This window comes from Citrobacter sp. W9, assembly GCF_026719375.1.
In the GTDB taxonomy this organism is placed as follows: domain Bacteria; phylum Pseudomonadota; class Gammaproteobacteria; order Enterobacterales; family Enterobacteriaceae; genus Citrobacter; species Citrobacter werkmanii.
Genome location: NZ_JAPPTE010000002.1, coordinates 109,294 through 122,889 on the forward strand (window position 1 = coordinate 109,294; position 13,596 = coordinate 122,889).

The window sequence follows — 13,596 nt, forward strand, 5'->3', positions numbered from 1 at the left end:
TTTAAAACACAGTGAATACATCGCGTAAGTCAGTTAGTACCTCTCGGCAAATATGTCGATCGTCACTAATCACAGAGTTTATGTGTTGAAGTGTTATATACTCTTCATACCATTCTTGAGTTACAACATTTCTCAAATTATAAAACCTATGAAACGAATCTTTTGCATCCTGTGAATTGATGAATTGTTGATTATGGCCCATTAATCTCATTAAAAACCCTTCCAGGCATAATGGTGAGGATTGAATGATTTTTATGTCCCTATTCCTAGCCGCAGCTACTGCGTCAGCGGGTATTGCAAGATCTGAATCTATGAAGACAACCCTTTTATCAAAACCACCAGCATGATTTATAGCTGCCATTATCGCGGATTTCGGCCCCCCTCCACCAGCATCATCTAGTCTAACACTAAAACCTGCTGCCCTGGTTGTTAAAAGACGCTTTAAACAATCAGCAAATCTTTTGTCAGTTATTCCTTCACACATCAATAGCTTAGTTCGTTCAATACCGCGTTTTGCACGTTTGGGCTTGGTCATAAATCTGGTACTCCACCAAATGCACCCGCCAAATATTTAGCTGCAATGTTATCATCTACCCGAGCTTCACTGGATGGAAAATCATCAAGCCTGTAGCACTCACTTTTGTTGTACTTTTTCTCAGTAATAAGCACCCGATATTTACCCAAGTAGTTTATTAGCTCTGGTTTATGACAAGTAAATATTAATTGTGCATGCATCGGGTTTGTTTCTTTGCTTATGAATAGCTCTAAAATTGGCTTAACCATATGCGGATGCAAGTCATCACCAAGTTCATCAATGAAGCATGCGGTCCCTTTCTTTAAGCACTTCATAATATTATTCAATCTAACAAAGGCACTTTGAGTACCTGCGGATTCAAATGCAAATGGCAGTTCAAATTTTGTACCATCTTCCTTTGCATGAACACCTTTTAGAAGATAATAAGTTTCTTTTTCACCATTTACATCAATTTTCTCCTCTTTCTCAATAATAATATCATCCAATCCAAGATCCCATTTTCGTAAAATTCTTTTTACACTATTAAATGTAACAGTATCTTCATATAAATCTTCGGCAGTAGCTCCTAAATCCTCATAATCATAGCTATATCTACCCATAGCATTTACGTTTGTAGTATTGCTCATTTGCTCAGCAATATTCATAGCTAACGGAACACCCACACGCCTTGCAGCAGAAATGATACTGGTGTTAGATGGTGTTCTTTTACCTTCAAGCCCACCCAATGGGAACAACTCAGATTTTTCTACATAATCGTATTTTATTGTCTTTAAAAAATCCTCTATTTCTTTAGGGCTAAGCTCATCACCTTTCTTATTTAAATTATTTTTATAATTCTCTTTGTTTAAACCTCTTTTAAAAATATATATGTTTTTATTATTATCATTTTTTACATATAATTCTTCTTTAAGAATAAAATGATCACATGCTATAACAACATAAGTATATACTTTCCCTTCTAACACAAAGCAAACTTTAATCATTCCCGGATTCACAAATGGCCGGTTTATGTTCAAATAAAGATATTCTGTAACTTTTGCAGGTATAGACCAGAAAAACCAGCTCAAAAAAGACATAGGTTTAATGAGAGTCGTTTTACCAGAGGCATTCGCTCCCATGATAGCAGTGATCAAATTGACCTTGTGGCCATCAACATCGACCCACAGTTCTTTCTTCTTATCCTTAGCTGTAGTAGTAAGGTCAACGAACCCTCCTTCATCTTCAAAGCTACCGATATTCTTAATCTCATACCAAAGTATCGCGTTAGCCATAACCCCTCTTTTCATACAAAAAAATGTTCAAAAGCACCACATACTGAGTTTATAGTAGGAGTTGTATATGGCAAGAAAAAAAAAGCTGACAGCATTTTATGACAAAATGCTAACTCTTGATTTGTAGTAATGGGGTAATGTATGTGAAGGAATATACCTAGAAAGTATACCGACACTATACCAAGTGTGACATGAGTCGTTGAAAGGAATTGAGCTAAGTGTTTGAATAGTGGCGGAGAGAGGGGGATTTGAACCCCCGGTAGAGTTGCCCCTACTCCGGTTTTCGAGACCGGTCCATTCAGCCGCTCTGGCATCTCTCCGTTTTGGTGGTTGCCATGATGCCAGGTAATTTGGCATTTTAACAGACCCAGTTCCGTCAATTTCGTTCAAGTGACGAGTTTGCGAGCAAAACGATGATTAAGTGGCCCTGGAAAGAGCAAGAAACAGCCCGAAATGACGACTGGCCCTGGGATAACGCCCTGGCTATTCCGCTTCTGGTGAATCTCACCGAGCAAGAACAAGCCAGACTAATCGCCCTGGCCGAGCGTTTTTTACAGCAAAAAAGATTGGTAGCACTTCAGGGGTTTGAGCTGGACCCGCTAAAAAGTGCGCGCATTGCTCTGCTCTTCTGTTTACCTGTTCTGGAATTGGGGATCGAGTGGCTCGATGGGTTTCATGAAGTTCTCATCTACCCTGCCCCATTTGTTGTCGACGACGAATGGGAAGACGAAATTGGTCTGGTACACAATCAACGTGTCGTTCAGTCCGGGCAGAGCTGGCAGCAAGGTCCGATAATTCTCAACTGGCTTGATATTCAGGATTCCTTTGATGCCTCAGGCTTTAATCTGATCATTCATGAAGTCGCGCATAAGCTGGATATGCGTAATGGCGATCGCGCCAGCGGAATTCCGGCGATTCCTCTGCGAGACATTGCCGGCTGGGAGCACGACCTGCATGCCGCAATGAACAATATTCAGGATGAAATCGATCTGGTAGGGGAAACCGCATGCAGTATAGATGCCTACGCTGCAACCGATCCGGCCGAATGCTTTGCCGTATTATCCGAGTATTTTTTCAGCGCACCTGAATTATTTGCTCCACGGTTCCCGGCTTTATGGCAGCGTTTCATCCTGTTTTACCGCCAAAACCCAATGCAACGGTTACGTGATAACCCCGAAGATGACCATTATCGCTCATCAAATGTGCATTAACACTGAATTTGAAGATTAATTAACCAATTGAAATGACGTGCTAATTTTACTGTTGACACCTCAGGGTGAGGTCAGTAATATGCGCCTCGTTCACACGATTCCTCTGTAGTTCAGTCGGTAGAACGGCGGACTGTTAATCCGTATGTCACTGGTTCGAGTCCAGTCAGAGGAGCCAAATTTAAGAAGCCTGCTTAAGGAAACTTGAGCGGGCTTTTTGCTTTTCAGGCTTACATAAAAGCATCCTGCATAAGCGTTCTGCCTGTTGTACCGCCCCTATTCCATGTCGCATCACACCATTGATTAAAGTTATGTAAATGTAAATCGTTTAAACTTTGCAATTATTGTAACTGCTAGTGATTATCATTTATTGTACGCGAGCCAAAAGAACGAGCCCTGCTCGGTTCACTGTACGTTCCAATTACTCTGGGATATAAACGATGAATGCTCTGCCTCGCACCGGACTGCGCCGTATCACGCTTGCCTCTGCCCTGGTCTTCGCTGTTAGCCTGCCGGCTTTCGCCCAGGAAACATTAACGCTTTACACCACCCGTGAACCAGGTCTGATTCAGCCGTTACTTGATAGCTGGACAAAAACCAGCGGCATCAAAGTCAGTACGGTTTATATCAAGGATGGCATGCTTGAGCGCGTTAAAGCGGAAGGCAAAAACTCCCCTGCCGACCTGCTGATGACCGTTGATGCAGGCAATCTCCTCGATCTCGTGGAAGCCGGAGTGACCCAACCGGTAGAGTCAGAAGCGTTGAAAACCGCGATTCCAGCCAACCTGCGCGGTGCGGATAATCAGTGGTTTGCACTTTCTATGCGCGCTCGTGTGCTGTATGCCGAAAAATCAATGCCCATTGATAACTGGCATTACGAACAACTCGCCAGCCCGGAGTATAAAGGTAAAGTCTGTATCCGCTCCGGGCAGCATCCGTATAACACGGCGCTGATCGCTGCGATGATTGCCCATCACGGTGAAGCTAAAACCGAAGACTGGCTGCGCGGCGTGAAGGCTAACCTGGCCCGTAAAGCCACCGGCGGCGACCGCGACGTTGCCCGCGATATCCTCGGTGGAATTTGTGATATCGGTCTGGCTAACTCCTATTACGTCGGCCATATGAAAAATGCCAAAGAAGGCAGCGATGCTCGCCAATGGGGCGATGCCATCAAAGTCGTAAAACCAACCTTTGAGAATGGCGGTACGCACGTCAATATCAGCGGCGCTGCCGTTGCCCGCTATGCGCCAAATAAAGCCGATGCCGTTAAGCTGATGGAGTATCTGGTTTCCGCGCCTGCCCAGCAGCAGTATGCGAAAGCGAACTTTGAATATCCGGTATTGAAAGGCGTAACGCTTGATCCGGTTATCAGCGCCACCATCGGTGAAATTGATGTCGATAAGACACCGTTAACTGAAATCGTGAAGTATCGTAAACAAGCTAGCCTGCTGGTAGATAAAGTTGGATTCGATCAATAAACCTTTGCAGTTTCCAGCGTTACGCGGCCTGGTTTCCGGGCCGCAGTCATTATTAACGCCGTTGCATCTTGGCGCGCTGTGCGTGGCGCTTGGCGTCCTGACCCCCGTCATTGCGCTGATCTGGCAGGCTACCCAGGCCGATTTATCTCACTGGGATAATCTCCTGACGTGGGTGTTGCCTGCCGCGTTAAAAAATACCGTACTGTTGTTAGCGGGTGTCGCCGTGATGGTCGGCGTCATTGGCGTAGGTAGCGCATGGGCGGTGACGGCATGGGATTTTCCTGGACGCAAAATTCTCAGTTGGGCGCTACTGTTGCCGCTGGCGATGCCGACCTACATCGTCGCCTTTGCCTGGCTCGATCTGCTGCATCCGATTGGTCCCCTGCAAACCTTTATTCGTTTCTTACTGGGCTTTGACAGCCCACGACAGTTCCGCCTACCAGATTTACGCTCTCTTTCCGGTGCAATAATTCTGCTCGGCTTAGTACTTTATCCTTACGTGTACCTGACCACCCGCGCCATGTTTATCAGCCAGCCGGCTCATTTACTGGAAGCCGCACGTACGCTGGGATGCAGCGCGACCGGAACTTTTTTTCGCGTTGCCCTCCCCATGGCACGTCCGGCCCTGGCCGTTGGCATCAGTCTGGCATTGCTGGAAACGCTTAACGACATCGGCGCGTCAGAATTCCTTGGGGTGCAGACGTTAACTGTTACCGTGTACACCACGTGGATCTCGCGCTCCGATTTATCTTCAGCGGCGCAAATCGCCTGCATGATGCTGATGTTTATCTTCTTTATTCTGACGCTGGAATTTTATGGCCGCAGAAAACAGGGGTTCAGCAGCCGCAGTCTGCGGGAAATTCAACCCACGCGCGTGCAGGGTTGGCGCGGCTGGCTGCTTGGTGCCGTTATTTCGCTGCCGGTTGTGCTGGGTTTTCTGGCCCCGGTGCTGTTTTTAATGTGGGAAAGCGCCAAACGTATCGGCGATGGCAATCTTCTCTCCCCCTCGTTACTGTCAGCATTACAAAATACGCTCTTGCTCGCGGCGGGAACCACGCTGGTGGTGGTTTGCGTCAGTATGTTGGTAGCCTGGAGCGCACGCCATAGCGCTGCAGACAACGCGATGCCGGGGTTTCGCCGTGGCGTGATGCGTCTGGCCTCTTTAGGCTACGCGGTTCCCGGCACAATCCTGGCGATTGGTTTTTTAACGCCGGCCATGGCGGTTGACCGTTGGCTGGCTGACTTGCTGGATGTGCGTGGCCTGCCGCTGATGTCAGCCGGGATCCTGCTGGTCATTTGTTGCGCCATGCGTTTCCAGGCGATTGCTATCGGCGCGCTGGATTCCGGTCTGGGACGCATTCCACCTTCGCTGGAGCAGGCTTCCCGGCTGTTGGGCGAGAATGGCGCGGGCACGTTTGCACGGGTTCATTTCCCTCTACTGCGCCCGGCGCTGGTAAGCAGCGCCCTGCTGGTTTTTGCCGACGCGATGAAAGAGCTACCCACAACATTACTTTTGCGTCCGGTTAACTTCGAAACGCTGGCAACATTACTGTATGCGGAAGCCGCTCGTGGAACTTATGAAGAAGGTGCAATCGCCGCGCTAATGATTGTTTTAGCTGGCACGCTACCGGTTATTTTATTGGTGCGTCACCAAATGACTCGCCGGGGTTAAGAGAGTAACAATGTCAGAAATTGCATTACGCCTCCAGGATGTGCACGTTGCCTATGGCAACAGCCAGCAATCGGTACTGAATGGATTTTCAATGTCGGTACGCAAAGGGGAAATCGCCTGTCTGTTAGGGGCTTCAGGCTGCGGGAAAACCACGGTTCTACGCGCCGTTGCGGGGTTTGAACGACTGCGAAGCGGAGAGATCTATGTGTCTCAGCATCGTGTTGCCGCTCCCGGTGTTCATCTCCCGCCTGAAAAGCGTCATGTCGGCATGGTTTTTCAGGAATATGCGTTATTTCCGCATCTGACCGCGCACCAAAATGTCGCCTTTGGATTACGCCGTATGCCGCGTGAAGAACAGCAGGCCCGGGTGGCGGAGCTGTTAAAAATGGTGGAATTACATAGCCATGCCAACCGCTATCCCCATGAACTTTCCGGCGGTCAACAGCAGCGCATCGCGCTCGCGCGTGCGCTGGCACCGCATCCGGAAATTCTGTTGCTGGATGAACCCTTTTCCAGCCTTGATAAGCGCACGCGCGAGCGTCTTGGCAACGAGGTACGGGATATTTTGCGCGCTGCCGGGCAAACGGCACTGCTGGTTACCCACAGCGAACACGAAGCGCAGCTAATGGCAGACCATATCGGCGTGGTAAAAATGGGGCAGTATCAAATTAAAAAAGCGCCCCACCTTATCTGACGATAAACCTGGGCCGCTTTAATATTAAAAATGCTGCTGAACCTGGCTGATGTTCACCGGCATACCGGAGCGTCTTTCCAGGGCCTGATTCCCGCGGCTCACATCCACGCCACTCCCGCTGATAAATGTGCGCAAAGCGGGAGTGATCGGCAAGGGAACCTTTCTGTCAGACTCGTACTCAGAACGATTTCGTGACAGCGGCTCATGCACTTCTACCCAGCGGCTGCCGTCTGGTTCCTCGCTGTATTTCACCGGGCGGTCAATCAGTTGCACACGCGTCCCAACCGGCACCGTGTCAAACAAGTACTTAATATCGTCATTACGCAAACGGATGCAGCCCTGGCTCACCCGCAGACCAATACCGAAGTTAGCATTAGTGCCGTGAATGGCATAAAGCCTGCCGATATAAATCGCATACAGGCCCATCGGGTTATCTGGTCCGGCAGGCACAAACGCGGGCAAGGTTTCCCCACGTGCGGCATATTCCCGTCGGGTATTCGGCGTCGGCGTCCAGCTCGGCGCTTCCTGCTTACGCTCGACCGCCGTCACCCAGTTACGCGGCGTTTCTCTCCCCGCCTGTCCAATGCCAATCGGCAAAACTTCAACCGTGTTTGTGCCCGGAGGATAGTAATAAAGACGCATTTCGGCGACGTTGATAACAATGCCTTCACGCACGGTATCCGGCAAGATCAGTTGCTGCGGTACGACCAGCGTTGAGCCAGACTTAGGCAGAAAAACGTCTACGCCGGGATTGGCCTCGAGCATATTGCTCAACCCCTGCCCGTACTGCGCGGCAAATGCCTCCAGCGGCTGGGTGTTTCCGGGCGGGACCGTAATCGTCAGCGGGCTACCTACCAGACGACTACCTTCTGGCGGTAGCGGATAACTCACCGCTTGAGCTACCTGACTCGCAAGCAGCATGATGAGTGAACAAAGCAGTTTTACACGACGCATCTTTTTCCTTTCCGTTGCCGCAGCAGATATCCGGTAATTATAGCTTTTATTATCTGTTTTAGTGGGTTACGAATTCAATGCGCAAAAATAAACCTCGCCATACGGCGAGGTTCTGGGGGCACGTAACTATGCTTCTTTACCATCCGGTAGCACAATGTTGCTGGCCGCTAACTGCCCCATGTTGTGGTACATCGCGCAGGCTGCCTCAATAATTGGCATCGCCAGCGCGGCCCCGCTGCCTTCACCTAAACGCATCCCCATATTCAGATACGGATCCAGCTCCAGATGCGCCAACGCAGTGCGGGCCCCCTTCTCAGCAGAGAAATGTGACGGGATCAGATAGGGTTTAATCTGCGGTGCGATCTGGCAGGCCGCCAGCGCAGCAGAGTATGAAAGAAAACCATCCAGCACGACCGGCAGCCCACAAGAGGCCGCGCCCAGAATCACACCCGCCATGCCAACCAGATCAAATCCGCCCACTTTTGCCAGTACATCGATACCGTCATTGCGATCCGGTTGATTGACGGCAATGGCTCGCCGCACAACCTCTACTTTATTACCTACTCTGGAAAGCGGCAGGTTAGCGCCGATGCCCACCACATCTTCGGCATCGCTGCCGGTCAGCACGCTGACGATAGCCGCCGCGGGCGTGGTATTTGCCATACCGAGTTCACCCACGCCAAACAGCGTTACGCCCTCTTTCGCCAGTTCATGGGTATAGCGGATAACTTCCAGCAGCAGTTCCTCTGCCTGCGAACGGCTCATTGCCGGGCCCTGGGCAATATTGCCGCAGCCGCGCGCGACGCGCATATTCACCACGCCGGGGATAAGCTCCGCGTCAATTCCCACGTCAATGACATGCACCTTTGCCCCAGCCTGAGCGGCCAGAACGCAAACGCCGGTCGTCCCACGCGTCATATTGGCGGCCTGAATAGCCGTGACCACTTTAGGCGAAACGGCAACCCCTTCATCCCAGACGCCATGATCGGCGCACATCACCAGCATCGCTTTGTCCTTCACATGCGGCACACCTTTCAGGCCAGGCATACCAGCCAGTTGCACAGCAAGAGATTCGAGCCGACCCAGACTTCCCGGCGGCTTTAATAAGCCATCAATATGCTGCTGAGCACGCAGCATCGCGGCACTGTCAGGTGAAGGGATCGCGTGGAGTAAAGAGGTTAAAGTCTGCATAAGGGTTCCAGTATGTTGGCTGACTCAAAGCAGAGCCAGCAAGAATATCAACTCGCCAAGTTCAATGGCTGCGCCCAACGTATCGCCGGTTTGCCCACCCAACGTACGTTTTAATAACTGCCCAAGAATGAAAATCGCCACCATCGTGACAGCCATCGCTGCTACGCCGCGCATGCCCGGAAGCAGCACGGCGGCCAGGATTGCCGCCAACCCCAGTGTGACGCAGGTTTGACGCCCGGTAACTTTGCCGATAAAGACATTGCCCAGCCCTTCTTCGCGGGCGTAGCGATGTCGATACATCAGCAAAACAGCGCTACCCCGCCCGGCGACACATGCCGCAGCCAGCGCCGCCAGCATTGGCGTGCCACGTAAAGCCAGTTCGCTCACTACCAGCACTTTGGCCAGCAAAACGAAAATTAACGCCAGTCCGCCATGGGTTCCCAGGCGACTGTCGCGCATGATTTCCAGCATCCGTTCGCGTCGACGGGCAGAAAAAATACCGTCACAGGTATCCGCCAGACCGTCCAGATGAAAACCGCCGGTCAACAACGCCAGCGTCAATACGGCAAATAAGGCTGCCAGTGGAGTACCACACCAGGGCTGCAGCGCCATAAAGACCAGCCCCGTCAGCCCGCCCAGCACCACGCCTATCAGGGGAAACATCACGATACCGCGCGAATAGTGCTCGAAATCCAGTCCTTGCGACCAGCGAGCAGGAACGGGCAAGCGGCTGATAAAAGAAAGCATTGCCCAGAACAACTTACTCATTTAATTTTGACTCCAATTCCTGATACCACCAGCCACACCTCATCAGCTGCCGTCGCCAGTCTCTGGTTCACACGTCCGGCAATATCGCGAAAATGCCGGGCCAGACGGTTCTCCGGAACAATCCCCATTCCGACTTCGTTAGTCACCAGGACCACCGTTGCCGGGCAACGGTGACAGGCAGCAATCAGCAAACGGATCTCATCCTCGATGGACCGCTCCATCGCCGCGTAATCCCAGCTATCCGGGTCGCTGTCACCGCCCAGAGCGAACAGCAGATTGGTCACCATGGTGGTGATGCACTCCAGCAAAATGGCTTCCTGAGGATCGTTTGTTGCCGTAATCAGTTCATCGAGATGTTGCCAGCGCTCGGCAGTACGCCAGTGCGCAGGGCGTCCATCGCGATGGTGCTGAATGCGCGCCGCCATCTCCTCATCAAAAATCTGCGAAGTCGCGATATACAGAACGTTCGGGGAATCAGCGATTAGCGCTTCCGCATGTCGACTCTTGCCGCTTCGTGCGCCGCCCGTAACCAGAATCATCATACGGGCTCCCGGTGTTGCTTCATGATGGTATAAATTTTCTCAATATCGATGTGTTGCCGCATCGCATCCGCCAGCAGATCAAACTGCTGCGATTTATATTGCGCGTAATGGAAGGTGGAATCCAGCGGTGCTAATCCTTTGCGTACGCGCAGGCCATTCACCAATGCACGAGTAAATTCATCGCTGTCGAACAGACCGTGAAGATAGGTGCCGAACGCCAGGCCATCCGGTGTTACCGCGCCGTCAGCCACATGTCTGCCTTCTTTGCGCAGCGTCATCACCGAATGGCATGCTTCGGATAATGCCGTTTCGCCCATATGGATTTCATAACCGCGAACGGATAAGTCTGCCGCGCCCGCCAGCCAGTCGGGCAGCGAAGAAGACATTTTCCCCTCAACCAGGGTCGTGGTTTTATGCTGGGCAAAATGGGTCACCGTATTAAGCAAGCCCAGACCCGGCAGCGTACCGAGCCCTGATTCCACCTCATCAATGATGGTATCGCCGAGCATTTGGTAGCCACCGCAAATTCCCACCACCGGAACGTTATTACGATGCAATTGCACGACGCCATGCGCCATTCCGCTTTCACGCAGCCACACCAGATCGCCCAGCGTGTTTTTGCTGCCTGGCAGAATCACCAGATCGGCCCCTGCCAGTTCTTCAGGCTGGCGAACATAGCGCACGCGCACATCCGGTTGTGCCGCAAGCGCATTGAAATCAGTAAAATTAGAAATGTGCGGAAGTTGAACAACGGCAATGTCGATGTCGCGTTTGTCAGTACGCAGATACTTGCCCTTTTGCAGCGCCACACCGTCTTCATCTTCCAGATCAACATCCAGCCATGGCATGACGCCCAGCACCGGAACGCCGGTCAGCGCTTCAATTTGCTCGATACCGGAGTACAGCAACGCCACATCACCGCGAAACTTATTGATGATCACCCCTTTTACCCTGGCGCGTTCATGGTCATGCAGTAGCGCCAGCGTGCCGTAAATAGAGGCAAACACGCCGCCGCGATCGATATCAGCCACCAGAACGACCGGGCATTGCGCCATCTCAGCCATGCCCATATTGACGATATCGCGATCGCGCAGGTTAATCTCAGCGGGGCTTCCCGCGCCTTCCAGCACCAGCACATCGAACTCCTGCGCCAGACTGTTATACACTGACAGGATCTGCTCCCGCAGGCGCGGCTTATACTCGTGGTAACTCACCGCATCCATATCGGTCGCCACTTTGCCCATCAGCACAACCTGCGCTTTACGATCGCTGGTCGGCTTAAGCAGCACCGGATTCATACGCACATCCGGCGTAATGCCGGCCGCCTCAGCCTGAAAAATTTGCGCGCGGCCCATCTCTTTCCCCTCTGGCGTAATGCCCGAGTTCAGCGCCATATTCTGCGATTTGAACGGCGCGGTACGCAGTCCGTCCTGGTAAAAAATTCGACACAGCCCGGCGACCAACACGCTTTTACCCACATCAGATGCCGTTCCCTGCAACATTATTGCCTGCGTCATGACGCCTCCTTCAGTGCGTTCTCTCGCATACGACTAAAAAATTCAGCCTCTGTTTTACACAGCGGGAAACCCAGCTCAGTATGCAGCTTCACCAGCCAGGGCTGGGTCAATCCAGCTTGTTCAATAAGATCCGTCCGGGCGAAAACCTCACCCGGCGTGCCGTGCGTCAGCACTTCGCCCCGGCGTAAAACGTAAACTGCATCGCTGACCTCATAGATAAGATCGATATCATGGCTGGAGATAACCACGTGGTTTCCTTGCGCTACGATGCGTTTGATTATCTCAATCATCTGCGTGCGGCCTGATGGGTCAAGGCCTGCAGTAGGTTCATCCAGTAGCAGATATTGCGCCTGCAACACCAGCGCACCGGCAATCGCCACGCGTTTTTTTTGCCCGTGGCTTAAACACTGAATAGGCTGATGGCGAAAATGCTGGGCATCAACCAGCGTGAGCGCATCTTCCACCCGACGTGAGATTTCAGCTTCATCCACCCCGAGGTTGCGCAGACTGAACGCAATATCGCTGTCGATATCGGTATAAAAGATTTGCTGATCGGGATCCTGAAATACGGTTGCCACCTGCTGGCGCAGCGCCAGCAGGCCGCGCTTGCTGTAATCCAGCGGTTTGCCCTGCCACATCACCGCGCCTTGCTGCGGTCGCAATAACCCGCTCAGATTCATAAACAGCGTGGATTTCCCGCAGCCATTGGCCCCTACCAGACCGGTGACGGCATGCGTAGAAAAGTCCAGCGTTAGCCCTTTGAGGATCGGGTCATCCTGATAGCGAAACCAAAGCGCTGAAGTGGCAAGCATACTTTTCCTTACAGGTGAAAATCACCTTGATACAGTTTGATATCCAGTGTGGTGGTCATTTGCTGGTAGCGGATCAACACCCGGGTAAATAACAATCCCACCAGCATCGCCAGCGAGCGGTAGCCCAACGGCAAGCTACGATAACCAAAACGCAGCGTTTGCGCGCGATGAATAGCCAGCGCCTCGTCTAACAGGATAAAAATAAACCGCCAGGTCAGCAGGATCTGTTCAGTCAGCAGGCGAGGAACGTGTGCGCGTTTGAGTAAAATAATCAACTGCGGAAACGGCAGATTCAGCACTAACCAGAAGGTTGCCGCCAGCGCCGCAAGGCTGCGCCAGAAGGTTTCATTGGCAGTGACCAGGCCTGGCGCGCTCACGCCTAACCAATAGCTTCCTACGGGGATACTGGCCAGCAGGGTTTGCGGATCGCGGCTAAAACTAAACAGGATGGTCACAACACCAACCGTCAGAAAACCAAACGGCAATGCCATCCAGCGGCACCAGCGCCAGAAGGAAATGCGCAGCAGCCAGCAGCTCAGCGCGGCAATCAGTAACAGCTCGATACCCTGCCCCAACGGGGGCAGGGTAAACGCCAGAATCATCATCATCAGCCAAAGCAGAAATTTCCGCACCGGCGAGACATGAAACCAGCGGCTTTGATAGCTAAGCCTGTCAAGCCCGGTCATCACGGCGTTGTCTGCCCTTGGTGTAACCCAGAATGTAGAAAATTACGGCTGCGCCCAGCGACCCCTGGAGCGTAAACAGCAGGCTTTCAATTTCGCCACTTGCCGGTTCGTACAACGGCTGGAACCACGGCTCATAATGCGGAGCGATAGCCTGAATCTGGCTTTCCGCCTCACCGTCTGAACCGCCGTACTCTCCACCGTGGTTGATAAAGAACGGCAGGATCACCAGCGCCACCACCATGCATAACAAAATCAGCGTCTTTTTCAT

At 51.8% G+C, this 13,596-nt stretch carries 14 protein-coding genes and 2 tRNA genes; 5 read left to right on the plus strand and 11 right to left on the minus strand.

The genetic code is table 11. The features are described 5' to 3' along the window. Position 1 precedes the first annotated feature (1 nt). From OOJ59_RS05270 to OOJ59_RS05280, 3 genes are all read right to left on the minus strand, one after another. Positions 2–535, minus strand: coding sequence for a hypothetical protein (locus tag OOJ59_RS05270; RefSeq protein ID WP_268063353.1), 534 nt, complete (start codon positions 533–535; stop codon positions 2–4). Continuing rightward, positions 532–1,806 carry an AAA family ATPase gene (locus OOJ59_RS05275; protein ID WP_193157070.1) on the minus strand — a complete coding sequence of 425 codons (1,275 nt, stop codon included), beginning with the start codon at positions 1,804–1,806 and terminating at the stop codon, positions 532–534. The genes OOJ59_RS05270 and OOJ59_RS05275 overlap by 4 nt, the downstream gene beginning before the upstream one ends. A 230-nt stretch (positions 1,807–2,036) precedes the next feature. Then, positions 2,037–2,126: transfer RNA gene (locus tag OOJ59_RS05280), tRNA-Ser, on the minus strand. Between the two features lie 93 nt (positions 2,127–2,219). On the opposite strand from OOJ59_RS05280, the gene mtfA reads away from it, so the two are divergent. From mtfA to OOJ59_RS05305, 5 genes are all read left to right on the plus strand, one after another. Beyond that, the gene (gene mtfA, locus OOJ59_RS05285) at positions 2,220–3,017 is read left to right on the plus strand and encodes a DgsA anti-repressor MtfA (protein ID WP_038641617.1); all 798 of its coding nucleotides are present in this window, start codon (positions 2,220–2,222) and stop codon (positions 3,015–3,017) included. Positions 3,018–3,116: 99 nt separating this feature from the next. Further along, positions 3,117–3,192 (plus strand) — tRNA-Asn (locus tag OOJ59_RS05290). Positions 3,193–3,454: 262 nt separating this feature from the next. Then, positions 3,455–4,492 carry an extracellular solute-binding protein gene (locus tag OOJ59_RS05295; RefSeq protein WP_038641620.1) on the plus strand — a complete coding sequence of 346 codons (1,038 nt, stop codon included), beginning with the start codon at positions 3,455–3,457 and terminating at the stop codon, positions 4,490–4,492. Beyond that, positions 4,476–6,164 (plus strand): ABC transporter permease, encoded by a 1,689-nt coding sequence (locus OOJ59_RS05300; RefSeq protein ID WP_137347773.1) that lies wholly within the window; start codon positions 4,476–4,478, stop codon positions 6,162–6,164. The genes OOJ59_RS05295 and OOJ59_RS05300 overlap by 17 nt, the downstream gene beginning before the upstream one ends. A gap of 10 nt (positions 6,165–6,174) precedes the next feature. After that, complete coding sequence (locus OOJ59_RS05305) at positions 6,175–6,858, plus strand: ABC transporter ATP-binding protein (RefSeq protein WP_038641624.1); 684 nt, start codon at positions 6,175–6,177, stop codon at positions 6,856–6,858. 24 nt (positions 6,859–6,882) lie between these two features. Here the strand turns inward: OOJ59_RS05305 and ldtA are convergent, their stop codons facing one another. The 8 genes from ldtA to OOJ59_RS05345 form a co-directional block, all read right to left on the minus strand. After that, the gene (gene ldtA / locus OOJ59_RS05310; protein ID WP_160955441.1) at positions 6,883–7,812 is read right to left on the minus strand and encodes a L,D-transpeptidase; all 930 of its coding nucleotides are present in this window, start codon (positions 7,810–7,812) and stop codon (positions 6,883–6,885) included. Positions 7,813–7,938: 126 nt separating this feature from the next. Beyond that, a complete protein-coding gene (gene cobT, locus OOJ59_RS05315) occupies positions 7,939–9,003 on the minus strand; it encodes a nicotinate-nucleotide--dimethylbenzimidazole phosphoribosyltransferase (RefSeq protein WP_160955440.1) in 1,065 nt (354 codons plus the stop codon). A gap of 24 nt (positions 9,004–9,027) precedes the next feature. Further along, entirely contained in the window at positions 9,028–9,771 is a 744-nt protein-coding gene (cobS, locus tag OOJ59_RS05320; RefSeq protein WP_038641631.1) for an adenosylcobinamide-GDP ribazoletransferase, read from the minus strand. After that, positions 9,768–10,313, minus strand: a complete 546-nt coding sequence (gene cobU, locus OOJ59_RS05325) for a bifunctional adenosylcobinamide kinase/adenosylcobinamide-phosphate guanylyltransferase (protein WP_087856003.1) — start codon at positions 10,311–10,313, stop codon at positions 9,768–9,770. Before cobU ends, cobS begins: the two co-directional genes overlap by 4 nt. Beyond that, complete coding sequence (locus tag OOJ59_RS05330) at positions 10,310–11,830, minus strand: cobyric acid synthase (protein ID WP_160955439.1); 1,521 nt, start codon at positions 11,828–11,830, stop codon at positions 10,310–10,312. Before OOJ59_RS05330 ends, cobU begins: the two co-directional genes overlap by 4 nt. Then, complete coding sequence (locus OOJ59_RS05335; protein ID WP_038641638.1) at positions 11,827–12,642, minus strand: energy-coupling factor ABC transporter ATP-binding protein; 816 nt, start codon at positions 12,640–12,642, stop codon at positions 11,827–11,829. The genes OOJ59_RS05330 and OOJ59_RS05335 overlap by 4 nt, the downstream gene beginning before the upstream one ends. Before the next feature lie 8 nt (positions 12,643–12,650). After that, positions 12,651–13,328 (minus strand): energy-coupling factor ABC transporter transmembrane protein, encoded by a 678-nt coding sequence (locus OOJ59_RS05340; RefSeq protein ID WP_016156861.1) that lies wholly within the window; start codon positions 13,326–13,328, stop codon positions 12,651–12,653. After that, positions 13,315–13,596 (minus strand): energy-coupling factor ABC transporter substrate-binding protein, encoded by a 282-nt coding sequence (locus OOJ59_RS05345; protein ID WP_038641640.1) that lies wholly within the window; start codon positions 13,594–13,596, stop codon positions 13,315–13,317. Before OOJ59_RS05345 ends, OOJ59_RS05340 begins: the two co-directional genes overlap by 14 nt.